Below are 25,564 nucleotides of genomic sequence, written 5' to 3'. Positions count from 1 at the left end.
TCATACCCCAAATACCACTGCAGAAATCATTAAATTACCGTGGCGTGATTGCCCATCTAAAAAACAACCTTGCTCGCCAAACGTGTAGGCACCAGTGACTGGGGTTGCCGAAAAGTGCTTTTTTATATTCTTGGAGACTTGTTCAAACTGTGGTTTGACGCTGAGCATGCAACCAGCACAATATATGAGTAGGCAGCCAGAGATTTCTGGTTCTGCTAAACCATTTTGTGCACTTTGAATGACTTTGTGAGCGCGTTGCAGCAAGCTTTCTGTTGACCCTTGCATAATATGTAAATGATCGCCCTGCTCTAATTGAGAGAATAAGGTCATCGTACCGTCATCATTTACACGCTCAGGATGACTTAATAAATATTCGTCTTTACTCACTTCTCGTCCGATCGGATGAAAAGAGGTTTGTCCAAGAATATTACCACCGTGCAACTGCTCAGTGATTGCCCCATTTGTTAAGTGATTATATTGGCTTGCCGCATCAATGCCATCGAGCGTTGTTACTTGCCTGCCTGATGATTCGGTTACCTCTGTTGTTCGTCCCGACGGTGCATATCCAGATGAAAATGAAAAAGAAATGGGAACTGAAGGAGTTAAACTTACGATGGCCATTTGGCAGGGCTCTGAACTGGCATGCGTAAATATTTGCCACTGTCCCGTAACATCATTATCAGATGCAGATCCACCTACAATGGGAACGCGTGTACCAATAACATCTTGTATGCCGTTTAATGCGGCTTCTTCATCGCCTGGTGTGAGGGTCACCCAGAGTAACTCTGGTGGTTCACTGTTTATGTCGGTTAGTAAGTGCTTCGCAGTTTGCTGGGCCATGTTATAAACAGACTGGCTTTGTGTATTGCCGGCACGAATATGATACTGCCCAGAGTCATCCTCAATGGTTGTGATTGTCAGTGTGGCAAATACAGTATCGTCATGCTTGTTATGACATAAGCTTCCTTGGCAAGAGCTGCTTAAAATGAAGGGGGTCGCGGGAAAGTGCAAGGTTAACCATTGCCATATGATTTGCGCATTAAGTTGCACATCAAAGTACACCAGAATGATTGTGGGCTTATTAGCTGGGTGACATTGAGTAGCTACGTCGTTTAGCGCTTTTTGAGTGTCGGATATGTCAGATGAATAACAATTAAATTTAAACAAAACAGCTCTCTACGGTTGCATGATTAACGAAAGTGAGTTGGTACACATTATATAAAACATGTTTTATGCGGTATTTTTACACTCTCTCGTAAAGATACCAGCTGCCCAATAAAGGTCAAATTATACAAAGCTTAAGCAAGCGTAAAACAATAGGGTTAAGCATTTTTTGATTATTCTTTGGCTATTGGCAGATGTATGAAAAATAAATACTTTTTTATGGGTTTTATACTTGGCGATTGTGCGTAATTAAACTAATTTTAATACAGTACCAAGGGCATTTTGGCTTTTTATTAGACGAGGTATCGGCGTGCGTATAAAAACAAAGATTATAATGAATGTGGCTGTCATTATTGCTGTTGGTGTACTCACCACATCGGTTGTTTTGACCAAGCTAGCAGAGTCGATGACATCGACGGCGTTAGAAGAGCAATTACAAAATAGATTGATCGGGCTGCGAGATGCTAAGGCTGAACAAATTACCAGCTATCTAGATAACATTGAACACCATATTGCGACATTGGCGTCATCTGTTATGACTGTTGAGGGAACGGTGCAATTTAGTGATGCTTTTAAGCAGTATACTCTTTCATCCACATCGGCTTCATCAGCACAAGTAGATAGCAAGCTGTCTCAGTTCTATCAGCAACAGTTTTTATCAACGTATAAATCTCTTAATGACAATAAAAACATCAATGTCCAGTCTCTATTAACGACGTTATCTGAGCATGGCAAAGCATTGCAATATACCTATATTGCTAATAATTCACATCCACTGGGTAGTAAAAGTGAATTGATTAATCCCGATGATGGGAGTGCTTATCAGCAGGCACACGTTCAATACCACCTTTCATTTAAGAAAACACTAGAGGCCTTTGGGTATTACGACATATTTATCGCAGATGCGAAAACGGGGGATGTTGTTTATTCAGTATTTAAAGAACTTGACTTTGCTACTTCATTAAAAAATGGGGCGTATGCAAATTCAGGACTGGGTAAGGCATATCGTGCTGGCATGAACTTATCAGAAGGGGAAGTTAAAATTATCGATTTCCATCCTTATACGCCTTCCTATGAAGCACCTGCTGCTTTCTTTGCGTCGCCGATATTTAAACAGGGCACACGCGTTGGGGTATTGATATTCCAAGCCCCCGTGGACCGAATTAACGATATTATGACGTATCACGAACAATGGCAGTCTCGCGGCTTAGGCATGTCTGGGGAAACCTACTTGGTTGGCGGCGATGGACTGATGCGCTCCCAAAGCCGGTTTTTACTTGAAGATAAAGCGGCATACTTGGCTGCACTGACCAGTTCAGGCATTGACAACAAAACCATTAAACAAATCGATATCAGAGATTCTTCTTTGGGGATTGCACCAGTAGATACGCAAGCGGTGCGAGCAGCATTAAAAGGACAACAAGGATTTGGTTTAATCGCCGATTACAGAGGGGTGAAGGTTGCATCAGCCTATGGGTTTATTGAAGTGGGTGATAATCGCTGGGCAATTTTAAGTGAAATTGATGAGTCTGAAGGGTTTGCGGCAATGGATGGCATACTCAGTACGTTAGTCACGACTGCGATTATTAGCACGTTTATTATTATTGCTTTGGGATTAACCGCAGCATGGGTGTTGGGTGGATACCTTTCTAAGCCGATATTGCAATTGAATGACTTTGTTATGCGGGTTGCAAATACACTCGATTTGTCGCTTAGGGCTGACTTGCGAGCGGGTAAATCAGATAAAGATGAAATTGGTCAGGTTGAACGCTCATTTAATTTAATGATGCAAAGTATTAATGGTGCAATGCAGGAAGTATCTGACTCGTCGACTAATTTAAGCCGCTCGGTAAATTTGCTTAGAGACAATTTCAATGTGGTGACATCACAGTCACAAGAACAATCTGGCATGACATTGCAGTTATCGGCTGCGATTGAAGAGATGGCGCAAACTTCAGACTCGTTGGCTGAATCTGCAAAGAGTTCTAATCATGCGACGCATGCGGCGGTTGCTCAGGTAAATGACGGGAAGCGTAATGTTGAAGCGAATATGCATTATAACGAAACGCTTAAAGAAACGATTTCAACGACCTCAAATAGTGTCGATAGAGTGGCAAAAGACAGTAACGACATTGGCTCAGTATTAGAGGTGATCAGAGGGATTGCAGAACAAACAAATTTACTGGCGTTAAATGCCGCCATTGAGGCTGCCAGAGCAGGTGAGCAAGGTCGCGGTTTTGCTGTTGTTGCTGATGAAGTTCGTTCGCTTGCACAAAAGACCCAAGATTCCACCAAAGAGATCCAAACAATTATTGAAACACTACAACATGGTACGCAACAAACAGTGACGACGATGAAAGTTGCACTCAAAAGTGTTGAAGACACGCTTGTTACGACCCATAAAGTGACAGACTCATTTGAAGAAATAAACAAAGAAGTTACCGAGATTGAAGGTTATAACTCTCAGGTAGCGACCGCAACATCAGAGCAAAGCGCCGTTGCACGTGATATGGCGCAGCAAGTGTCGTCTATTAGCGAGTTAGCTGCAAACAACAACCAATCAATAGAGGATGCATCTGGGTGCTGCAATGAACTTGAAGGTGAATATATGCGGTTAAGAGATCTAGTATCTCGATTTAAATTGTAGAGCATACGCCGCCTTACATAGAGCGTTCTGTACATTTTATGACAACGTCAAGCATATTAAAGAAGCGCTAAAAATGGTTTATTAATGTGCTTGCAGTTGTAATACATAAGGGGCGAGTACTTGCTCAATCGGCTGTGGGGTCGAGTAGAGGTAGCCTTGAAATTCTTGCATCCCAAGTTGGGCTAGTGCATCGCGTTGTGGGGTTGTTTCAACCCCTTCTGCCAAGGCTGCGATACCCAGTTTAGCGCATATTTTGACCATACCGCTGAGTAATGCATGCTGGTTTCTATCTGTGTCTATCTTGTCTAATAAACTACGGTCAAATTTAAGTCGATTAATAGGGTACTCAATCAATCGAGCGATATTTGAGTAACCCGTACCAAAGTCATCTATGGCGAGCTTTATACCGAATTGACTCAGTGATTTTAGTTGCATCAGGGTGTGGGCTCTATCATTTGCAATACTATATTCGGTAAGTTCAAGTTCAATAGCACTTGCTGCTAGGTTGTACTTTTGTAAGTGTGCTTTAATTTGTTGTGCAAAATCTTCTTGTTCTAAATCTTGTGCGCTTACATTAACAGCTATGGGCACGGGGAGTGCCGGGTAGTTTGCTAAGGTTTGACACAATTTATGAATAATATACTGGGTTAATGCTTCGATCAGACCAAACTCCTCGGCGATCGCAATAAATTCACCAGCAGGGACGAAGCCCAGTAAATGGCTGTTCCAGCGCGCCAGTGCTTCAAATCCAATTAATCGACCACATGCGAAATGCTTGCCTTGCAAGTAAATCTCTAACTCATCGTACTCTAGCGCTTTTTCTAGGAGAAGGGCCATTTCATGACGACCGAGACGCTGTTTTTTCAGGCTAAAGTCAAAAACAGAATACAGCACATTTGAATGACGTAATTCGCATGCTTGAACGGCATTTTTTAATAAACGCTCGGCGCTATACCCATGCTGAGGATAGGCCGCAACTGAAACTGCATATTTAGCGTGGTATTGCAGGTTTCCTAAGCGTATCCAAAAATCAAGGTTTTGCTGCCACTGTTTAACCGTGTCGATGAGCGCTTCGTTATGGGCTGCAATAAAACCTAATCGACCAGAGCCCAAATAGGCAACAGCACTATTTGCTTGATTATGGTGTTCAAATATTTTGTTTATGTGTTTGTATAATAGTTTGCGTTGTTCAGCGTCTATGCCATGTTCTAGTACTTGTAAGTTTTGGTTATCGGCAATTGCGACAATAAAAGGGGCAGCTCCTTTCACGGCGATGTCTATTTGCTCACGTAGCCATGTTGTATTGGGTAAATTCACCTGTGTATTAAAGTATTTGGTTTGATGGTGTTGTGCACCGAGTGCTTTAAATTGTTGTTGAAGATGAAACTGCTCAGACGCATCACTGACATACCATGCAGATAAAGATTTCTCATGGCGCTCTTTTGCATCAATTTGTAGTACTGAGTTAGCGCGTTTATAGAGCTGGCCACTATCACCTATTGCTTGGTTGAATATGAGCTTACTATGGCATGGTAGAGGGTGGTGGTACAGGTTAAGTAGTTGCTTTGCCTTTTGATTTGCTTCAACGATTTGTTGTTCTTCATTGACTAAAATAATTGCTGAGTATGCATTTTGGAAAAACTTGCGGTATAAGTTCTTTTGTTTTTCTAGTAATGCACTGTGCTGTTGTAACTGCTGTTGTAAATGCATGGCAGCAAGGCTTGTGCGCCATACAGCCAATGGAATACAAATATTAAAAAAGAAAAAAACAAAACTATGAATATAAAAGTGTGCATTGTGCAGTAGTTCTGCTTGGGCATTTTTAGCTGGCGTGCCTAAATCTTGGAAAATGATGTATAGCGGTAACAGGTTTAAAACCGTGTAACACGCCGCCGTTTTTCTGCCAATTAAGAGAAGTGCAATCACAGGCGTCACGTAGGTAATGGTGGCGCTGATCTGTATGGCGTGTATCGCAGGCGTGAAAAGGTGAATGTAAATAGCAAAAATGGTGATACTCAGAAGCAAAGTATGCGCACTAAAAAAATAGTACTTGCGGCTAAATAATAAGAGGCTAAATATAATCGTACTTGCAACACTGGTTACCGTTAAGTGACTAGGGGTTTGCGATGCTACATAGGCGTATAGGCTGTGTGATGTGATTGCAAGAGAGATGAGAAATGCAGTCATTAACATTAGCCGCAGAGCACTGACTTGCCAATGTGCGATATGCCGAGTGTGAGGTAAATTGTCATCTAGATGGAAGAATTGTCGCAAGTTATACAAATTAATTCATTATAAATCATTGGCTTTGAGGTAATAGTATCGACTGTGGTGAAAAGCTGCAATTGTTATAAGTCATTAAATTTAAAGTTTTTAATGACAGCGCTATCATTTTTGTTTGTTTTTATTGTTGATATAAATGAAGTTTTGGGATTCTGTAAGTGTGTATTTATTTCAATAAGCGAGAAGACAGCAGATAAGACACTGTGTAACTGTGATTACTGTTTAAGCAAAGTATGTTTATTGAGTTATCTTTACTGAAAATAATGTGTTATTGCTTCACATTATGGTGTTTTGTAAGCACGGTGCTTGATCTTGTTATTTTTTGTAAATCTAACAAGATTTTATGGTGATTAATCGCTTTTATAATTACCATTGGGACAATTAAAACGTGTATCAACAAAAAATATTAACATTTAAGTAGCATATTATGAATAAAATAAAAGCGTTATGTCTTTGTACATTATTGAGCACTAGCAGTACAGCTTTTGCAACGATTGTGGAATTTGAAACCTCTCAAGGTTCCTTTCAAGTTAACCTGTTTGACCAAACAACTCCAATTACAGTAAATAATTTTTTACGTTATGTAGATCAAGATAGTTATCAAGACTCTACGGTACATCGTAGCGTGCCTAACTTCGTGTTACAGGGTGGTGGTTTTAAGTATGAAGGGACAATTCCGTTAGATAGAATTGAAACATTTTCTTCAATACAAAATGAACCGGTATTGTCTAACGTCCGTGGTACAATTGCGATGGCTAAACTCAGTAACAGTGCAAATAGCGCGACAAGTCAGTGGTATTTTAATCTTAAAGATAATAGCGTGAGCTTAGATGCGACTAATGGCGGTTATACTGTTTTTGGTCAAGTAACTACTGAACAAGGTATGGCTGTCATAGATAAAATAGCAGCTTTAGAGCGCTGTGGTGAAGTACCAGTCGTTAATTACACCTCTTCCCAATGTATTGACACGAGTGTCGATCCTGATGAAAGTAATTTGGTTACTGTTAATAACATAGTGATAATTGATGCAGATCCGACTACGGCAGTAAACTTGTCACCAAAGTCTAATACGCTAATTGATAACCTACCTACACCAACTCCTAATCCAGTTCCAGAGCCCGAAAAGTCGTCGAGTGGTTCATTATTGACGAGTTTATTTCTTATGGTTGGTATTGTGGGGCGACGTTATAGGAAAAAAAGGTAAAGTAGGCAGTACACACCCCAATAATTCAGTGGGGTGTGTACTGTTAGGTGTTAGCCAAACATATTAAATAGTAAGGCTGATACTGACAGTAAACCGACAATGAGTACGAAATAAGTACCCATCTTACCCTTATATTTTTGTAATGCAGGGACTTTATAAACAGCAATAGTTGGCATAATAAACAAGATCATAGCAATAATAGGCCCCGAAATTGCTCCCATCATGTCTAAAATACTTGGGTTTAATACTGCGCAAATCCAAATAGCGACAAACATCATTGCAACACCAAGTTTATCAATCAGTTTGATTTCAAGTGAAGTTTGTTTGTTCATTAAACCATTAAAGCTTTCTCGTGCACCTAAAAAGTGCCCTAAGAATGATGAAGTAATCGCTATAAACGCAACCAATGGGCCAAGCATGGCAATATACGGGTTATCATAAACATTCGCTAAATACGATAATACTGATACGTTGGCCTGTTTTGCCTCTGCCATTTGCTCAGGAGATAAAGACAACACACATGAAAAGACAAATAACAATACAAAGACAATGAGCATAATTGAGGTGCATTGTAAGATGTTTTCTGACTTGCTAAGTGCACGTGTCTTATAGTGGCGACGCTGCACGTTTGCAAAGCTAGAAATAGCGGCTGCGTGGCTAAATGAGAATACAACGATAGGAACTGATAACCACAGAGTTTGGGTAAGGCTTGCTGCATCAGGTGTGGTGATAACTGGCATTTGCCAATTAGGGATCAGGTATAACGATAAAAATAGCAGGACGGCCACAAGTGGATAAACTAAGGCTGAGAAGGTACGCATGAGTAATTTCTCACCACCCATCATAATCGCAATCATACCCGCAACTAATATACCCGACAGCACAACTCTTGGTGGTGAGCCCATGTTTAGTTGATTAACAATAAAGCTATCAACAGTATTGGTTAAGCCTACACCATAAATAAGTAAAATTGGAAAGATAGAGAAAAAGTAGAGTAATGAAATTAAGCGTCCAGCGCCTGGACCAAAATGCTCTTCAACAACATCAGTAAAGTCAGCATCAGTTTGCTTTGAAGACAATACAAACCGTGCAAGCCCTCGGTGTGCTAAATACGTCATTGGAAACGCAAGTACGGTCATGATCAACAGTGGCCAAAACCCGCCAATACCGATATTAATTGGTAAAAACAGAATACCTGCACCCACTGCGGTACCAAATAAGCTTAGAACCCACTGTGTATCATGCTGACTCCAGCGCCCAGCATCGTTTGAAGGCATATCTGATGATATCGCTTCTGAGGCGTTACTCATACTTGTTGTCCTATTCATTAGAATTATATTTGGGCGGCATCATATAGAAAATGGAGGGGTGATGCATGTATTTGGGGTTACTTAAGCATTGTTATGCAGTAAACATCTATTGACGCGCAATTTTTAGCCTTTGTAACTCATTACCTTTCATAGTAAAAATAGGTGGTTGGTTGTTTATTCAGCAAATATAACAACAGGTATTTTGCTTATTTATACTTAGGTAAAATACCGTATATGTGGTGTGACCAGTCGTAAAATTGTCATCTGTACTCATTACTATGCGTGTTCTTTAATATTTAGTCGTAATGTAAGGAACAAGTATGGGTAGCTTATCTCGTCGTGATTTTATGAAAGGCACTTTATTGGGGATCGGTGCTACAACGGTGGCTTTATCTTTAGTGGGTTGCAGTAGCCATGATAAAAGTGCATTGGCGAGTAACGATGTAACCATTGATTTTAAACATGGTGTGGCCAGCGGAGATCCGCTATCAGATAGCATTATTTTGTGGACTAGAGTCACCCCAGAGGGCGCGCCTGCGCATATTAATTTAACCTTGCAGGTTTTCGAGGACGAAGAGCAAACTATTGCGTCAATGAGTCGGACTGTGGCTGCTTTACAAAAAAATGATTATACAGTAAAAGTTGACTTAAGTGGCTTAAAGTCTGACACCCAATATTACTATCGGTTTGTAACAGACAATACCATTTCACCGCTTGGTCAGTGTAAAACCTTGCCACAAAATGATGTATCACAGGTGAAATTTGCGGTGATGTCATGTGCGAATTACCCTGCAGGATACTTTCACGCTTATGCCGAAGCGGCGAAAATAAACAACTTAGATGCGGTTTTGCATTTAGGTGATTATATTTACGAGTATGGCATGGGTGAATATGCAACGGAACAGGCTCAGGCTTTAGGTCGTGAACTGGATGCTGACAATAGCCATGAAATAATCACGTTAGATGATTACCGTAAGCGATATGCGCTGTATAGAACGGATACTGGGTTACAAGCATTGCATCAAAAAGCGCCGTTCATTGCCGTATGGGATGACCATGAAATATGTAACGATACTTATGTTGAAGGGGCTGAAAACCATAATGCAGGCGAGGGAACGTTCAGTGACCGTAAATTGGCCGCACTACAAGCTTATTATGAATGGATGCCTGTTCGACCTTATGTGAAAGATCAAGCTGAAGCATTATATCGAAAGTTTGAGTTTGGTGATCTAGTGTCGCTGTACATGTTAGATACGCGTAATGAAGCACGCGTTAAAGCATTAGATTATCAAAATTATATTGACCCAAACTCCGCAGAAATGGATTTTTCGCGTTTTCAAACCGATTTAGTTACGCCAGCACAGCACTTATTAGGCAATAAGCAGCTTACTTGGTTGACCGATGGTCTGAAAACTTCGAATGCCAAATGGCAAGTGTTAGGTCAACAGGTATTGATGACGAAAATGATGATGCCAGCAGAGCTACTTACCTCATTGGCTGATCCATCACAGACCATGGCGCAGCAATTAAGTGAGTTGGCACACCTTAAAGGGCGTGTGAACGCAGGTGATCCTTCACTAACGGTACAAGAAAAGGCAAGAGTTGGTTTTGTCGCACCTTATAATTTAGATGCATGGGATGGCTATCCTGTTGAACGAGAAGTGATATTAGAAACAGCAAAAGCAACCAATAAAAACTTGGTTGTATTAGCTGGAGATACACACAATGCGTGGTCTGGCAGGTTATGTAATACGCAAGGAGAAGTCTGTGGCTATGAATTTGCAACTGCCGGGGTAAGCTCACCTGGCTTAGAGTATTATTTAAAGCTATCGGACCCACAGGCAGAGCAGTACGCCCAAGTGTTGCAGTTGCTAATAGATGACCTTGATTTTGCTAATATTCATCAACGCGGTTTTATGACTGTTACTTTTAGTACTGAATCTGTAAAGACTGAATGGCATTTTGTCAGCTCTGTGCATGATGCCTCATTTACAATGGCACATAAAAGCATGACGGCACGTGCAAACCTATAACGGTGATACTATACACTTTTGAATTGCTGAGGCTATTTATACGTGTGTAACAAGGGCCATTTAAAAGCCAGCAACCTCATGTGTTGCTGGCGTGTCCGAGTCGATAGCGCGCTCTAATCTGGTATTGGAGACGCCAAGTTTGAACTGTCGGCTAAAAATTGTGCATGGTCATGGGTGTCGAGTTGTCGCTCTACTTTTTTCGATTGTGCCTTTTCTACATCTATAATAATAATGACTTCACCTGAATCGAGTCTTTCATTGATCAAAGACTTAAAATAACCATCAAATGATCCCCCAGTGATCAGCAGAATAAAACTTATCACCACATAAGCTGATATTGCTGCAAATATGGCCCAAAGTAGTTGGCTGTTGAGTGCATTTGTTGAAAGTGCAACGGCGGCTATAATAATTGCCAGTGCGCCTGATGCCATCATTTTAGCGCGCTTTTTAGCGGCGATAATATCCGTTTTATCAATATTAGAAGACCCATGTAGATGATGCGATTTTATGCCACTTTCATCACGGCTGAGTACATAAAAGTGGTGATCATCGATTCCTAATTTATGTACTTCATCAGAAATAGACTCTGCATCATCGAGGTTGTTGGTCGCATAAAACAGTCTTTTCATTGTGCCCCCAATAAATACTTGATCAACATGACCTTAAATTAGTGTAGTTGCCAAACGTCAAAAGATAAAAAAATCTTTGATCTACATCAAGGAGGGGTTGAGTTTCTGTCTAACAACATTTAAAATCGCAACGAAAATACAAATGGTAATTATTATCATATCAATCAAATATTCTAACCTGTAATTATGCTTTGAATAAAAAGGGTAAATATCGGCGTAGAATTGAAATCAGATAGGTTTCGTATGCTTAAAAAGTTGTTGCTGAGCACAATTATTATTGTACTCACACTGTCTCTAAGTGGTTGTGAACTGGCATTATTTGACCCGAAAGGGCCGATTGGTGAACAGGCTAAAGACCTCATCCTAATCTCTACTGGCTTGCTCCTCATCGTCATTGTTCCTGTTTTGTTTATGTCGATTTACTTTCCTTATAAGTTTAGAAAGGGTAATACCAAAGCGGAATATAAACCGCATTGGGAGCACTCGACCAAGATTGAAATTATCGTTTGGTTAGTTCCTTGCTTAATTGTTGCTGCATTGGCGTATGTAACGTATGTGACATCACACTCACTCGACCCAAGAAAACCACTGGGTAAAGATGAAGACACACTCACCATTCAGGTTGTTGCGTTAGATTGGAAGTGGCTATTTATTTATCCAGAGCAACAAATTGCTACGGTGAATGAAATTGCCATACCAGTTAACAAGCCTATCGAGTTTTTGATCACCTCAGATACGGTGATGAATTCATTCTTTATACCACGTTTGGGAAGCCAGATTTATGCCATGGCGGGTATGGAGAATCGATTGAATCTGATGGCATCAGAAGAAGGGGTATTTAGAGGTTTATCGGCAAACTACAGCGGCTTTGGTTTTTCAGGTATGAAGTTTAAAACACACTCTGTATCTGATGAAGCATTTGAGCAGTGGGTTGATAAAGTAAAAGCTTCGCCAAAGGTATTAGACGAGCCGACTTATCAAGCACTGACCGTAAAGTCTAAAGACAATGAGGTTGAGCATTTCGCCGATGTTGATCCATTGCATTTCAAGAAAACCATAGAAAAATATACTGGGGTACAAAATGGGCAGTAAAGCCACCATTATTACAGATCCAGATCCGCTTACGGGTAAGTTGACATGGGATTCTATTCCAGTCCATGACCCTGTTATTTTGCCGGTAATGATTGCCGTTGCGCTAGGTGGTATCTTCTTATTCGCATTAGTAACCAAAATGGGTAAATGGCGTTACCTATGGGATGAATGGATCACGTCCGTTGACCATAAAAAAATAGGCATAATGTATATTATTGCCGCGATCATCATGTTAGTGCGTGGTTTTGCTGATGCCTTGATGATGCGAGCACAGCAAGCTCTTGCCACCGCCGACAGTGTTGGCGCGGGCTATTTACCTCCTGAACATTACGACCAAATATTTACTGCTCATGGCGTGATCATGATCTTCTTCGTCGCCATGCCATTGGTCGTGGGGTTAATGAACATTGTGGTGCCACTGCAAATTGGCGCAAGAGATGTGGCATTTCCTTTCTTAAACTCATTGAGTTTTTGGCTATTTGTGGTCGGTGCAGTATTAGTTAACGTGTCGCTGTTTGTAGGTGAATTCGCTGCAACCGGTTGGTTGGCATACCCTCCCTTATCTGGGTTGGAGTACAGTCCCTGGGTCGGGGTTGATTATTGGCTCTGGGCATTACAGATCTCAGGGATCGGCACCTTGCTTACGGGTGTTAATTTCTTCGTAACGATTCTGAGAATGCGTGCGCCTGGCATGAAGTTAATGCAAATGCCTGTATTCACTTGGACTTCGTTGTGTGCGAACGTATTGATCATTATCTCGTTCCCTATTTTAACGGTGACCATTACCTTACTGACCCTAGATAGATATATTGGTACTAACTTCTTTACCAATGATATGGGTGGTAACCAGATGATGTATGTGAACCTCATTTGGGCATGGGGTCATCCAGAAGTTTATATCTTAATTTTACCTGCTTTTGGTATTTTCTCTGAGATAACGGCAACTTTCTCTCGTAAACGTTTGTTTGGGTATACATCATTGGTGTGGGCGACGGCGGTGATCATGGTGTTGTCTATGGTCGTTTGGTTACACCACTTCTTTACTATGGGGGCTGGGGCGAGTGTGAATGCCTTCTTCGGCATTGCCACCATGATCATATCCGTCCCCACCGGGGTGAAGATATTTAATTGGCTATTTACCATGTATAAAGGTCGCGTCGAGTTTTCAGCGTCAATGTGGTGGACATGTAGCTTCTTATTTACCTTTACAATCGGTGGGATGACAGGTGTCATGTTGGCGGTTCCTGCAGCCGACTTTGTATTACACAACAGTTTGTTTCTTATTGCTCACTTCCATAATGTGATCATTGGCGGCGCCGTATTTGGCTATTTTGCGGGTATGACTTATTGGTTCCCGAAAGCTACCGGTTTCATGCTAGATGAAAAGCTTGGGAAACTAGCCTGTGCTTTATGGACTATCGGTTTCTTCGCAGCCTTTATGCCACTTTATATTTTGGGCTTCAACGGCATGACGCGTCGTCTGAACTATTACGATAACCCAGAATGGACACCATTGTTGTGGATTGCAGCTGGTGGTGCATTGATTGTATTGGCAGGGATCATGACGCAGTTCTATCAAATCTTTGTCAGTATTCGTGACCGCCATAAAAACAAAGACGTGACGGGCGATCCTTGGAATGCACGTACGCTTGAATGGGCAACGTCGTCACCGCCACCGTTTTATAACTTTGCTGAACTGCCGAAAATTCACGACAGAGACGAGCATTATTATAAGAAAGAGCATGGTCTTGCGTATCAAGCGCCGGATAAATATAAAAAGATCCACATGCCGAAAAATACTTGGGCTGGCGCGGTGATCAGTGCCTTCTCATTGGTGATGGGTTTTGCATTTGTTTGGCATATTTGGTGGATGGCGGCATTTGGTTTCTTGGGCATGATTGGATCTTGGATCATGTACTCATTTGAACGTAATAAAGACTATTATGTGCCTGTTGAGCAAGTAGAAGAAATTGAAGCAAAACATCTAGATGCTGTTAGGCAGCACGCTAAAACTAACAGCTAAAAGAGGATTAGAATTAACTATGTCTCAAAGTCACGCAACCGGTCATGATGAAATAGATCATCATGACCACGATCATCACGACTCAGGTGGTGATACGGTATTTGGTTTTTGGATCTACATAATGAGTGACTGCATTTTGTTTGCGACCTTGTTTGCAACATATGCGGTACTCAGTGGTGGATATGCGGGTGGATTAACCCCCAAAGACCTGTTTGATTTAAATTTCGTTGCAGTAGAAACAGCGCTGTTACTGTTTAGTAGTTTTACCTTTGGTATGGCGATGCTCTATGCCAATAAACGGCATATGAAAGGCATGATCTCTTGGCTGGTGGTGACACTGGCTCTGGGCCTGGGCTTTTTAGGTATGGAGCTTTACGAGTTCTATCATTTTAGTAGCGAAGGCGCGACGCCACAAAGCAGTGCTTATTGGTCTGCGTTTTATGCCTTAGTTGCCACGCACGGTTTACACGTACTGGGTGGCTGTATTTGGATGTTGGTGTTGTTTGCACACTTTAAAAGAGACGGCTTTACCGAAGATAACTTAGTACGGTTGTCTTGTTTAAGTTTGTTTTGGCATTTCCTCGATATTATTTGGATTTGTGTGTTTAGCGTAGTGTATTTATTAGGAGTGATGTAATGAGCACAGCAACTGCAACTGATCACAGTCACGGCGGCGCAGCGCATGGTAGCGTCAAAGAATATGTAATTGGTTTAATGCTTTCAATTGTATTAACGGCCATACCTTTTAGCGTACTGATGTATGACTTACTGACACCGGTGTTGACATTAACGGTGATTTTAGTCTGTGCGATCGCACAAATATTTGTGCAATTGATTTTCTTTTTGCATATGAATTCATCATCAGAACAAATTTGGAATACCACATCGGCGGTGTTTGTGGTGCTTATTGTAGCGATTGTGGTTATTGGGTCTATTTGGATCATGGAGCATTTGAATCACAATATGCTGATGGGTCACTAGCATGTTCAAAGAGTTTTTAGTGCTAACTAAACCTGGGATCATCATGGGCAATTTAATTGCCACTGTTGCAGGTTATTTTCTTGCTGCACAAGGTGATTTTCAATTAGTGACCTTTTTGGCTGTGTGTATTGGTACCTCAGCCGTAATTGCGTCGGGTTGTGTATTTAACAATGTGATCGACCAAGACATTGATAAGCTCATGCAGCGCACGCAGAACCGAGCTTTGGTAAAAAAGGTCATTACGTCTAATGGCGCTTTGCTATATGCCACGTTACTGGGTGTGATTGGGTTTGGTACTTTAGGGTACTTTACTACGGGGATAGCTGTGCTATTTGCCGTGATCGGTTTTGCCGTTTATGTTGGGCTGTATAGCCTGCATTATAAACGCAAATCGGTCTACGGCACTTTAATTGGCAGTATTTCAGGCGCATGCCCACCGGTGATTGGTTACTGCGCGGTGACAGCACAGTTTGATGTGGGTGCGTTGGTTATTTTACTGACATTTTGTTTATGGCAAATTCCACATTCGTATGCCATTGCTATTTACCGTTTTGAAGATTACAAAGCGGCTAATATTCCGGTGTTACCTCTGGTTAACGGTATTGAGTCAGCGCGCAAGCACATGGTGGCTTATATTGTCGCGTTTACGTTGATGGCATTGGCATTGTTTGTGTTTAATTATGTGGGGACTTTATACGCTGTTTCAACGTTACTTATTGGTGTGGTGTGGTTAGCCATTACCATTGTTGACTTTGGCCGCTATGAACAACACATATGGGCAAAGCGTGTATTTGTGGTGTCAATATTGGCGATCACATCATTGAGTGTGTTTATGTCGCTGGACTTTGTCAGTCTTGCACCACAAACATTGCTTACGGTGAGGTAACACAAATGCAAGGGAATAATTTACGGAGATTGTTTTTACTCAGTTGTGTACTGGGGGTTGTTGGCTTAGTGATTTTCTATTTAGCCACAACCAGTAAAGACTTTAATCAACCGAAAAAGACCTTTGCAGAGCTCGGCGGGGACTTCACCTTACAAAGTAGTGAAGGCCCCGTGTCATTGTATGATTTTAAAGGGCAAGTGGTAGTGATGTACTTCGGCTATTTATCGTGTGCTGAAGTGTGTCCTAATTCACTTGCTGTTTTAACCGGTGCAATGATGCGGCTTGAGAAGAGTCACCCAAATGCCATTCAAGGGTTATTTGTGACGGTTGACCCAACGCGTGATACACCTGCTGAATTAAAAGAATACACAGCCTACTTTCATGACGATATTTTGGGGCTTACTGGTACGGTAGAGCAAGTCAAATCAGTCAGTGGTCAGTATGGTGTGTTTTACGATAATAATAACCTAAGTGACTCATTTATGGAGTACTCCGTATCTCATGCGTCACGGTTTTATATTTTAGATAAATCTAGTAAGTTGATCACGGCCATGAGTCATACCACAACCCCTAATGAATTAGCGGCGCAAATTAGAGAGTTATTATGAATCGTTTGATTTTATGGTTAAGCGCATGCCTATTGTCGGTGCTGAGCATCTCATGTTTTGCAAAAACCTCTATGGAAAAAGTGTTAGCGGCGAAGGTTAACCCGGTGTGCGCTGCGCAGCTCATAGAGCTTGCGACAAACACCATTGGGTTAAATAAACACCGGTTACTTGAATTAAACAGTCAAAGCAAACAACGGCATAGTAGCTTTGTTTCTGGGGTGATCGAATACAAAGACAGACAGAGCCATGTGGTTTATGCGGCCACTAAAGATACGCAAGGCCAGTGTGCGGTGACATTTCAAGAAACGTTTACCGTAAAGTCTCCGTGCATTTTGGTGCGCGAGGAAGTATTTAAAAAATGGCAATATCAAGGCAAGTTAAACAGTAATACGATGGTGTTTAAAAACCAAAGAGATACCAGTATGAGTGGCATGTTGAGTGATGCTTCAGACGGGTCATATTGTTTAGTAAGTCGCCATAAAAACGGGGCCTAGCGTGGCCCTTACGGATGACGAGTTTCGTTAATAACTGAGATGAGGGATTTATGAGTACGCGATTGGTGTTAGAAATCGATGCATACAAAAAAGAGTTTGATCATGCTAATTCAGAACTCAGTGTTAAATCCATGATTTTAAAACACACACCAACAGAGTATGCCAACTTATCCGCATTTCTTGATGCTTGCCACAAAGTAAAGCAAGTATGTATTCGTTATGGCGATGTTCAATGTGTTGCTGACTTACAACTGTGGGTGAGAAATAGTATTGTATTGCAATATAGCCGCTGTGAAAATTGTCAAAAGCAGCAAGGAAAATGCATTGCCGAACTCACCAAGTTAGACAAGCAAATTAGTCATGTGTTTCCAAAACTCGGTGGTAATGTCGTGCCGCTTAAACAACCTTTACGCTTAAAATCTTAACGTAAAGGTTGCTTCCTTTTCTTAATAAACGTCCCGCACATAGCGTTTTTGTTTTTTCAAATTGGCCATGTATTCTTGCGTTTGACTTTCATCATATTGACCATACCGCTGAATAATGCTCTGCAGCGTTGTATCAACATCTTTCGCCATTTTATAGGCATCTCCACAGACATACAGATATGCCCCGTTTTCAAGCCAGTTAAATAGAGTTTCGCCTTGCGCTAACATTTTATCTTGTACATAGATTTTTTCTGCTTGATCACGAGAAAAGGCCAAGTCTAGTCGCGTTAATAGACCATCTTGATGCATCTGGGTTAACTCTTGCTCATACAAGTAATCAGTTTTTGCATTTCGGTCACCAAAAAACAACCAATTATCTCCTGTGGCGTGTGTGGCTTCCCGCTCTTCTAAGAACGCTCTAAATGGTGCAACGCCGGTACCTGGGCCAATCATAATAATGGGTGCAGCTAAATCATTGGGTACAGAGAAGTGTTTGTTGGCCGAAAAGTAACAAGTTACTGGCTCTCCTATTTTTACTAGGTCGGCTAAGTAAGTTGAACAAACCCCATTGTGTTGACGTTCATCTTGCGTGTATCTCACACTGGCAATGGTTAAATGTACTTGATCTGGGTGCTTTTTGAGACTTGATGAAATGGAATAGGCTCTGGGTGCCATTGGTTTTGCAAGCTGAATAAACTGTGCCGGTGAAAGAGCACTATCTGGGTAACGCTTAAGTAGCTGAACCGTGTCGACGCCCCATAAATAATCACTCATGGCTTGATTATCGCCCAGTCTGGAGAGTAGCTCAGGGCAGCTACTCTGACGTGCTATTTCATGAATGAGATCTTTACTGGGCTGGCGAATTTCGAGTAATTCAGTGAATATGTATTCTAGCTGATCGGTTTTACCATTGTATGTTTCATGTTGCTCTGCTCTGGCATTGAGTACGCTGAGTAAGTCATTAACGAGCGCTGTACTGTTGTGCGCAATAATATTAAGGGCATCGCCAGCATCATAGTGTTCTTCTGAGCCCATTAAAGAGAGTTCATAATGAATGGTTTCTTTACTTGAGCACTCATCAGTTAACCGCGTTTTGCTTAATAGCTGAGCCTTCAGTGGTGACTCTTTATTAAATTTGGCTTTGTGCTTTTTAGACTTTTGCTCAGAGGTGTGCGCTGGTTGCTGCTCTGAGTTACTGCCTTTTTGCGCGATTGTGGGCAGTGCTTCAGCCATCCATTGTTCTGCTGGCGCTTCATAGGCCACATCACAATCGATACGTTGTGCGACTCGGGTAGCACCTAGCTGTTCTAAGCGTTCATCCCATTGAATGCCGGCAATACAAAAATCATCATAATTGGTGTCACCCAAGGCTAAAACGGAAAAGTAGGTTGATGCAAATGAGGGGGCCGACTCGGCACTTATTTCATCCCACAATAATTGTGCGTTATCGGGCATTTCACCATCACCGTAGGTACTTGTGATCACCAATAGTCGCTCAGCTTCACTTAATTGCGACACAGAAATATCATCCATATCGAATACCGAAGCCAACAACCCATGATTTTTAGCCATTTGTTCGGCTTCTTCAGCGAGGTTTTCAGCATTACCGGTTTGCGATCCATAAATTATGGTGAGTGGTTTAATTTGCATGGCTGGCTGAACTGATTGCGCAACAGTTTCTTCTTTTATTAATAAGCGACTATGTAAACCCGCTAAAAAGCCACCTAGCCATTGCTTTTGGTCATCATTGAACGGCATGTTTTCTGGTAAATAGGGGACTAATTGGGTGTTATTTGAGTGTGTCATAATACTTTTCCTTACTTATGCTGTTGCGCGGATTGCTTCAACTAGCACATGGCAAAAATGGGTCGCGAGCAGTTGTTCAAATGGTCGATGTTGGCGCAGTGCCTCTTGGACACAGTTATCGCGATGTAATATCCAAACGCTGGTACCAAACGCATTACTATCCCAGACCTCGCGGCGCTCTAACGCGTCTTTATAGTCTTGCACGCGCTTTTGTGCGAGTAAGCAGCTGAGCGCATCGCTTTCGTAGCTGGCCAATGCCTCTTTGGTATCTTTTACCAGTGTTTCTTGTAACTTTCGATCAAGGGTCGTGACCAAGTATTTGGCGCTGTCTTCACTAGCAAGCGCTGTAGACTGTGAGGCTGACTTTTTTGCAGCTTCATGGGCGCGATGAAATACACCCGCTGAGATCACATATTGATAAATGAGACTGGTGTCTCGGTCTCCGTAATCAGGTAATTGCCCATCAAATAGGTATTTACCGTCGTCTTGGTTTTGTTGATATGCAATTTGAGCTTCCTTTAATAGGCGGTTTGCCCAAGCTTGTGAGAGCTCTTCAAGCATGGTTCTGCGCTCATTAGAGTCCACAATATTATTTGGGCAATGATAGCTATAGAGTGTTTTTGGGATCAGGACATAAAAATGCGCCTTGTGTTCAGCCCAGTTATTAATCAGTGATTGAGCGTGCGTAGAGCCGGTGGCATCAATATGACATTCTAAATGATACAAAAGCGCGGCTTCATGGCCCAAACACAAGGGAGTTTGTTCATCTAAGCGCAAAGCGACGACACTGTCTTGGCTGCACTGCGTGACAATATTGCCGCTTGGATCGTATTGATATGCGGTACCGCCACTCATCCCATTGCCTAAATTCTTTCCGTAATGAGATAAGTTAACCACCGAGCCATTGGTCATATATTCGCAGCAAAAATCACCAACACCTTCTACCACAGCAACGGCACCTGAGTTGCGTACACCAAAGCGGTCGCCTGCTTGGCCTGCAATAAACAATTCTCCACCTGTTGCCCCAAACAATGCAAAGTTGCCGATCAGTACATTGTTGGTTAATGGTTGTTTTGCGTGTGAAACAGGACTCGTGATCTGTATGCGACCGCCGCTTATGCCTTTACCTACACCATCATTGCAAGTACCGGTATGTTGCAGTTGCATGCCCGTGTTCAAAAATGCCCCATAACTTTGGCCAGCTGAGCCATACGTATGCAACGAGAGCGTATTACTTTTTAACACGACTCTGCCATTACTCAATCTATACATTGCAGGGTGAGCGGCAATGGTCGCATCGCTTACTTGATAATTTAGGGTCCGCTCTATATCAATCGCCAGTTGCCCTGCGATTGTTTTGTTACAGTTATTCAGTGCGATGGGAGGCAGAGATAAGTATTCAGTTTGGTTATCAAACAAGTTGTGTTTCAGCTGCGTGAGCCACTGAGAGTCGTGATCAAAGTTTGCTTCAAGGTACACTGGAGCGGTAATTTTTATCGGCTCTACTGGCGCGAGCATGGCTGTCATATCTAGTTGTCCGACCATCATAGGATGCGCAACGAGGTGTAATAGATTACTTCTTCCGCGTATCTCACGTAAAGATGTATAGCCAAGGTGTGCCAATATTTCTCGGGTTTCGTGCGCAACATTCATAAAATATTGCGCCAATGCTCTCGGATCGCCTTGATAAACCTCAGGGTTGGTTGTCAGCCCCGCAGGACATTTTTGATGGCAGTTTTTAGCCATCACGCACTTGAGCATCATCAGTGCCGTAGTACCAAACTCAAATGAATCACCGCCTAACATGGCCGATTTGACCACATCGAGGCCCGTTTGGTGGGCATTAGAACAGCGTAAGGTTATTTTATCTCGCAAGCCGTTTTCAGCGAGCGCTTGATGGACTTCAGCAATACCAATATCGGCGGCCCGACCTGTGTGTTTCAAGCTGGTCACTTGGGCTGCCCCAGTACCGCCTGTATTGCCTGCGACATTGATAACATCAGCGCCAGCTTTGGCAACGCCAACCGCAATGGTACCAATACCTTCAGATGAAACGAGTTTAACGACGACCTTGACTCGTGCTGCTTTGGCATCGTGGATGAGCTGCCCTAAATCTTCAATCGAGTAGGTATCATGGTGTGGTGGTGGAGAGACTAGTTCAACCCCAGGAGTGCCACCGCGTGCTGCGGCTATTTGTACGTTGACTTTATGTGCGGGAAGTTGGCCCCCTTCGCCGGGCTTTGCGCCTTGGCCTATTTTAATTTCGATTTCTTGTAAGGCTGGGTCGGCAAGGTAGCCTGTCCAGACACCAAATCGGCCAGAGGCAAATTGCTTAATTTTACTGGCTTTTACAGTGTTGTACCGTGAAGCACTTTCGCCACCTTCACCTGAATTACTCATTGCGCCCGCAATATTGGTGCCTTGCGCTACCGCTTGGTGAGCCTTTTCGACTAAAGCACCATGGCTCATAGCACCAGAAGCAAAAGCGGCGGTGATTTGGTGTGCTGGCTGAACCTTAGCTACGGATATTGCCGTTCGAGCCGGGATGACTTTCGCTAATAGCCTATCGAGTACGCTACCCTGTACCACTGCAAGAGTCAGATGTGAGTTTACTATGCTGTGGGTGAAAATATCTTTGGAAAATACGTCTATGAGTGCAGCCTCTAAACTCTGGAGGTTACCAGTTGGGTTGAATGCGATATGCCAATGTTGTGCGATGTCATTGGAGCGCTCACGGTGCACCGTGAGCCCCGTTAAGGCAAGTGCAAATGACCCTGACACTGATATGTTTTTAAAGCAGTCTTTAAGAGTTTGCTCTGATGCATCTGCTTTGATTTGAATTGGTAGGCTTAATATATCTCGCAGTGCAGCGGGGCGATGTTGGCGTTCAAGGTAAAGGTTTTGACTAAATTCACGATACGCATCTGTGATCGTAAAGTCATCTATTTGCTGGGGGCTGCGTGCGTCGTAGCCTAAATCTCGATACCCCTCATCTTGCGGCAATATGACTTGTTGGTCTTGTGACTCAAGTTGTGATTCGTCGACATATTGAATCGATTCTTCAGTCATATTGATGTATTCACGAACCGCAGTTATACCAAAACTATGACCTGCTCCTTGAGCGCGTTCTTTGAATAACCCGAGTACAGGGATCTGGTTTTCAGATTGAACATGGGGGACTTTTTTATGCCAGTACTCAACGCTTTGTACCAAATCTTTAAATTGGGCTCCTCCCACGGGGGAGTGAATATTGGGGAAAATAGCTTTTAAAGCTGGGTCATGGGTATCTATAAAGTTGGCTTCGAAAAATTCACCGCCAATATAGCTTTCTACAGTACATAAGCCAAATTTGCCCATGGTTTTCATTAAGGCTTTTTCAGCGGCCTTTTTAAATTTCAGTATGGCTGACTGCACATTGGTTGGGCTATCGAATAACTCTGTAGCACGATTTAATACCGTGAGTGGGCATACCGCAGAGGCTCCAAAGCCAAGCAGACATGCGATATCGTGTGTACTCACTGCTTGTCCGGTATGGCAAACAAGGCTGGTGGTAAAGCGTAGCCCTCGACTTATCAGCCGTTGATTAATTTTGGCGACGGCTAGTAATGCCGGAATAGCGGCTTGGCTATGTGAAATGTGCTCGTCGCTTAAAACGATAATATCGACTTGTTCGCGGGCTTGTTGCTCAGCGAGATCCGTGAGGGTTTCTAGGGCATCAAGCAGTCTATGTTCATTGCTGTTGTGTAAGTCTATGTTGAACAATAGAGGTAAGGTCTTAATACGTAATGCACTTTGCTTTTCAAGGGCAAGCAGGTGTTGTGGCATTAAAATAGGAGAGTCTAATACAATTTGTTTATGGCTATTTGGGCTAATATTGGGTTTTGGACCCAGTGCCACACGCAGTGTCATACCATCAGTTTCACGAATGCTGTCGAGCGGCGGGTTGGTTACTTGCGCAAACCGTTGGCTAAAGTATCGAGATAGGCCGCCTTCATCTTTGTTGAGGGCATTCGGAGCTAAGCCATAGCCCATGGCAGAAATTTTTTCTGCCCCATTTAATAACATGGGATCGAGCATAAATTTAAAGCTTTCTTGATTTAAGCTAAATGCCACATGTTGTGCGCTGGTACTCAGTGAAGAACGTTGCTTTACTGCTTGTAATTGCGGTATCGGCAAGTCGGATAAGTTAACCCTTGCTTGGGTCAGTAGCGCGGCGTAATCTTGCTGTTTAGCTAAGTGTTCTAAAATTTGCTGGGTTTCTTTAATTTCTCCGGTGCTATGGTCAAATACAATCATGCCACCGGCTTCAATGCGGCCGCGGCGTATGATGTCGCTAGGGTCAAAATCTATTTGACCTGCTTCACTCATCACGACCAAATAGTCAGATGTCTCAACACTTCGTAACGGCCGTAGTCCGAGTCTATCGAGTCGTGCGCCTACCTTAACCCCGTCACCAAAAATGAGTGCTGCGGGGCCGTCATTTTTCTCTTCGTATAAAGAGAAATATTCAAGCATATTCCTCACTGAGGGTGGCAAATCGCTGTCATTCTCCCAAGCAGGCGGCATCATGGCTAATGCGGCGACATCAATCTCTAAGTTGTCTTCGATTACTCGCCTTTCTAATGTTTGGTCTAAACGCGCTGAGTCTGATTGTCCATTTGGGGTAATGATTTTTTTATTTTGCGACTTGGCGATTGCGTCTTCACTTAGGCGGTTTTTTCGGTCGGTATTAAGCTCGCCATTGTGGGCCATTCGTCTAAAAGGTTGCGCAAACATTGGGTTTGGTGCGGTATTAGTTGAAAACCGAGTGTGAAAGAATAACGTATGAACTTGATGATCTACGTCACTTAGATCGGTAAAATAAGGGATCACTTCCCAGCTATTTAAACGGCCTTTCAGTACTTGGGTACGGCTGCTCATCGACAAGGGATAGAGTCCACTGAGTTCAGGATCAGTAAAAGCCACATGTTCGATGTCGTGAAGCGCTTGATGGATCTGTTTTTCAAACTGAGTTTGACTATCACACTGGCTTGGTTTTAAAAAAACGACTTGTTTGATTTGGAGTTGCGCTTGCTGGCTGGCGCGATTAAGCACGGTTTCATCGGTTGTGATGGTGCGAAATGTGACAATGGGTAAATTATACGTCGAGAGTGTTTTTTCAATTAATTGAGTGGCTTTGTTGTGGTGCGTAAGTTCTTTGGGGTAAAAAAAGTTGGCTACCCCAAATTCACCGAGTTGTAATGTGGCGTTGCCGGTTACTTTTTTGAAAAAGTTAAGTGACAAGTCAATATTAACCCCAGCACCATCACCAATGCCTTGTGCATTCATACCGCCTCTGTGAGGTATACGGCAAAGTGCTTGGTGAGCATGCTCTAGCAGTTGGTGTGTTTGTTCGCTTTTTTTATGGGTAATAAACCCAACGCCACAGCTCGAATGCTCTAAATTTCTATCAAATAAATATCTTTTCATTGAGTACCCAATTTACTAAACGGGTGAGTTCATTGCATAACAAGCACTTAATTTGAACTACACATTTTTTAAGCAGGTCATCCAAACTAATATTCAATGCATATTTATGCAAATGATAAATATTTGTATTCTCTTTTGCTTTGGGGCTGTTTATTGAAATTCAGAGGGCTCTAAATGTTAACTATTTGTTTGAAGACGTTTATTTTTGTGCTGTTAATAGCATTTTACATAGGCTGAATTTTTTTCATGTATAAGATCGCGAGGAGCAAGGTTGGATGATGATTATACGATACAGGTTTAGATAAACGATTGAATATGCGAAGTCAGCTAATCTGTTTTGTTGAGTAAAAAGAAAATCAAAGCAAAGAAATGCGCCACGATAAACGTGGCGCTGGGTATTTCTGATAAAAATCATATTAGTGCTGAATTAGTAAACGGAGACTTTATCTGTAATTAGACACAAATAAAGGTGTTCAAGGAAACACACTCAGTCATCTTAATTAAGAGCGT

General features: G+C 42.4%; 17 protein-coding genes. 11 read left to right on the top strand and 6 right to left on the bottom strand.

Annotated features, from left to right (window positions below):
* On the bottom strand, positions 1–1,167 hold the full coding sequence (locus BGP78_RS10945) for an FIST signal transduction protein (RefSeq protein ID WP_119861423.1): 1,167 nt from the start codon (positions 1,165–1,167) through the stop codon (positions 1–3).
* Between the two features lie 307 nt (positions 1,168–1,474).
* On the opposite strand from BGP78_RS10945, the gene BGP78_RS22645 reads away from it, so the two are divergent.
* Positions 1,475–3,811, top strand: coding sequence for a methyl-accepting chemotaxis protein (locus BGP78_RS22645; protein WP_182912271.1), 2,337 nt, complete (start codon positions 1,475–1,477; stop codon positions 3,809–3,811).
* Between the two features lie 81 nt (positions 3,812–3,892).
* On the opposite strand, the gene BGP78_RS10935 is transcribed toward BGP78_RS22645, so the two are convergent.
* Positions 3,893–5,998 carry an EAL domain-containing protein gene (locus tag BGP78_RS10935; protein ID WP_182912270.1) on the bottom strand — a complete coding sequence of 702 codons (2,106 nt, stop codon included), beginning with the start codon at positions 5,996–5,998 and terminating at the stop codon, positions 3,893–3,895.
* 523 nt (positions 5,999–6,521) lie between these two features.
* Here BGP78_RS10935 and BGP78_RS10930 point away from each other — a divergent pair.
* Positions 6,522–7,298 (top strand): peptidylprolyl isomerase, encoded by a 777-nt coding sequence (locus BGP78_RS10930; protein WP_119861420.1) that lies wholly within the window; start codon positions 6,522–6,524, stop codon positions 7,296–7,298.
* A 50-nt stretch (positions 7,299–7,348) separates the two neighbouring features.
* Here BGP78_RS10930 and BGP78_RS10925 read toward each other — a convergent pair whose 3' ends face one another.
* The gene (locus tag BGP78_RS10925; RefSeq protein WP_119861419.1) at positions 7,349–8,608 is read right to left on the bottom strand and encodes an aromatic amino acid transport family protein; all 1,260 of its coding nucleotides are present in this window, start codon (positions 8,606–8,608) and stop codon (positions 7,349–7,351) included.
* 320 nt (positions 8,609–8,928) lie between these two features.
* Here BGP78_RS10925 and BGP78_RS10920 point away from each other — a divergent pair, with 320 nt between their 5' ends.
* Positions 8,929–10,641 (top strand): alkaline phosphatase, encoded by a 1,713-nt coding sequence (locus BGP78_RS10920; RefSeq protein WP_119861418.1) that lies wholly within the window; start codon positions 8,929–8,931, stop codon positions 10,639–10,641.
* A gap of 113 nt (positions 10,642–10,754) precedes the next feature.
* On the opposite strand, the gene BGP78_RS10915 is transcribed toward BGP78_RS10920, so the two are convergent.
* The gene (locus tag BGP78_RS10915) at positions 10,755–11,270 is read right to left on the bottom strand and encodes a hypothetical protein (RefSeq protein ID WP_119861417.1); all 516 of its coding nucleotides are present in this window, start codon (positions 11,268–11,270) and stop codon (positions 10,755–10,757) included.
* 243 nt (positions 11,271–11,513) lie between these two features.
* On the opposite strand from BGP78_RS10915, the gene cyoA reads away from it, so the two are divergent.
* The 8 genes from cyoA to BGP78_RS10875 are packed head-to-tail and all read left to right on the top strand — an operon-like array spanning position 11,514 to position 17,779.
* A complete protein-coding gene (gene cyoA, locus BGP78_RS10910; RefSeq protein ID WP_119861416.1) occupies positions 11,514–12,362 on the top strand; it encodes a ubiquinol oxidase subunit II in 849 nt (282 codons plus the stop codon).
* Positions 12,352–14,385 carry a cytochrome o ubiquinol oxidase subunit I gene (gene cyoB, locus BGP78_RS10905; RefSeq protein ID WP_119861415.1) on the top strand — a complete coding sequence of 678 codons (2,034 nt, stop codon included), beginning with the start codon at positions 12,352–12,354 and terminating at the stop codon, positions 14,383–14,385. Before cyoA ends, cyoB begins: the two co-directional genes overlap by 11 nt.
* 19 nt (positions 14,386–14,404) lie before the next feature.
* Complete coding sequence (gene cyoC / locus BGP78_RS10900; protein WP_040696861.1) at positions 14,405–15,022, top strand: cytochrome o ubiquinol oxidase subunit III; 618 nt, start codon at positions 14,405–14,407, stop codon at positions 15,020–15,022.
* The gene (cyoD, locus tag BGP78_RS10895) at positions 15,022–15,366 is read left to right on the top strand and encodes a cytochrome o ubiquinol oxidase subunit IV (RefSeq protein ID WP_010366908.1); all 345 of its coding nucleotides are present in this window, start codon (positions 15,022–15,024) and stop codon (positions 15,364–15,366) included. The genes cyoC and cyoD overlap by 1 nt, the downstream gene beginning before the upstream one ends.
* 1 nt (position 15,367) lies before the next feature.
* Positions 15,368–16,252 (top strand): heme o synthase, encoded by an 885-nt coding sequence (gene cyoE, locus BGP78_RS10890; RefSeq protein WP_119861414.1) that lies wholly within the window; start codon positions 15,368–15,370, stop codon positions 16,250–16,252.
* Between the two features lie 5 nt (positions 16,253–16,257).
* Positions 16,258–16,860: an SCO family protein gene (locus BGP78_RS10885; RefSeq protein WP_171044271.1), complete on the top strand. Its 603-nt coding sequence runs from the start codon at positions 16,258–16,260 to the stop codon at positions 16,858–16,860.
* Complete coding sequence (locus tag BGP78_RS10880) at positions 16,857–17,354, top strand: hypothetical protein (protein ID WP_119861412.1); 498 nt, start codon at positions 16,857–16,859, stop codon at positions 17,352–17,354. Before BGP78_RS10885 ends, BGP78_RS10880 begins: the two co-directional genes overlap by 4 nt.
* 50 nt (positions 17,355–17,404) lie before the next feature.
* Positions 17,405–17,779 carry a hypothetical protein gene (locus BGP78_RS10875; RefSeq protein WP_010366916.1) on the top strand — a complete coding sequence of 125 codons (375 nt, stop codon included), beginning with the start codon at positions 17,405–17,407 and terminating at the stop codon, positions 17,777–17,779.
* A gap of 21 nt (positions 17,780–17,800) precedes the next feature.
* Here the strand turns inward: BGP78_RS10875 and BGP78_RS10870 are convergent, their stop codons facing one another.
* Positions 17,801–19,585, bottom strand: coding sequence for a sulfite reductase flavoprotein subunit alpha (locus tag BGP78_RS10870; protein WP_119861411.1), 1,785 nt, complete (start codon positions 19,583–19,585; stop codon positions 17,801–17,803).
* 15 nt (positions 19,586–19,600) lie between these two features.
* Positions 19,601–25,054 (bottom strand): glutamate synthase-related protein, encoded by a 5,454-nt coding sequence (locus BGP78_RS10865; protein ID WP_119861410.1) that lies wholly within the window; start codon positions 25,052–25,054, stop codon positions 19,601–19,603.
* Positions 25,055–25,564: the final 510 nt, after the last annotated feature.

It is taken from the genome of Pseudoalteromonas sp. MSK9-3 (genome assembly GCF_003590335.1).
GTDB lineage: Bacteria > Pseudomonadota > Gammaproteobacteria > Enterobacterales > Alteromonadaceae > Pseudoalteromonas.
This window is presented reverse-complemented; position numbering and strand designations above follow the sequence as displayed.

What these genes read in the sequence shown, in the direction of transcription:
- BGP78_RS10925 (WP_119861419.1), bottom strand. Translation starts at nt 8,608, where the DNA reads ATGAGTAACGCCTCAGAAGCGATATCATCAGATATGCCTTCAAACGAT.
- cyoE (WP_119861414.1), top strand. Translation starts at nt 15,368, where the DNA reads ATGTTCAAAGAGTTTTTAGTGCTAACTAAACCTGGGATCATCATGGGC.
- BGP78_RS10935 (WP_182912270.1), bottom strand. Translation starts at nt 5,998, where the DNA reads ATGACTGCATTTCTCATCTCTCTTGCAATCACATCACACAGCCTATAC.
- BGP78_RS10875 (WP_010366916.1), top strand. Translation starts at nt 17,405, where the DNA reads ATGAGTACGCGATTGGTGTTAGAAATCGATGCATACAAAAAAGAGTTT.
- cyoD (WP_010366908.1), top strand. Translation starts at nt 15,022, where the DNA reads ATGAGCACAGCAACTGCAACTGATCACAGTCACGGCGGCGCAGCGCAT.
- cyoB (WP_119861415.1), top strand. Translation starts at nt 12,352, where the DNA reads ATGGGCAGTAAAGCCACCATTATTACAGATCCAGATCCGCTTACGGGT.
- BGP78_RS10885 (WP_171044271.1), top strand. Translation starts at nt 16,258, where the DNA reads ATGCAAGGGAATAATTTACGGAGATTGTTTTTACTCAGTTGTGTACTG.
- BGP78_RS10915 (WP_119861417.1), bottom strand. Translation starts at nt 11,270, where the DNA reads ATGAAAAGACTGTTTTATGCGACCAACAACCTCGATGATGCAGAGTCT.
- cyoA (WP_119861416.1), top strand. Translation starts at nt 11,514, where the DNA reads ATGCTTAAAAAGTTGTTGCTGAGCACAATTATTATTGTACTCACACTG.
- BGP78_RS10865 (WP_119861410.1), bottom strand. Translation starts at nt 25,054, where the DNA reads ATGAAAAGATATTTATTTGATAGAAATTTAGAGCATTCGAGCTGTGGC.
- cyoC (WP_040696861.1), top strand. Translation starts at nt 14,405, where the DNA reads ATGTCTCAAAGTCACGCAACCGGTCATGATGAAATAGATCATCATGAC.
- BGP78_RS10930 (WP_119861420.1), top strand. Translation starts at nt 6,522, where the DNA reads ATGAATAAAATAAAAGCGTTATGTCTTTGTACATTATTGAGCACTAGC.
- BGP78_RS10880 (WP_119861412.1), top strand. Translation starts at nt 16,857, where the DNA reads ATGAATCGTTTGATTTTATGGTTAAGCGCATGCCTATTGTCGGTGCTG.
- BGP78_RS10920 (WP_119861418.1), top strand. Translation starts at nt 8,929, where the DNA reads ATGGGTAGCTTATCTCGTCGTGATTTTATGAAAGGCACTTTATTGGGG.
- BGP78_RS10870 (WP_119861411.1), bottom strand. Translation starts at nt 19,585, where the DNA reads ATGACACACTCAAATAACACCCAATTAGTCCCCTATTTACCAGAAAAC.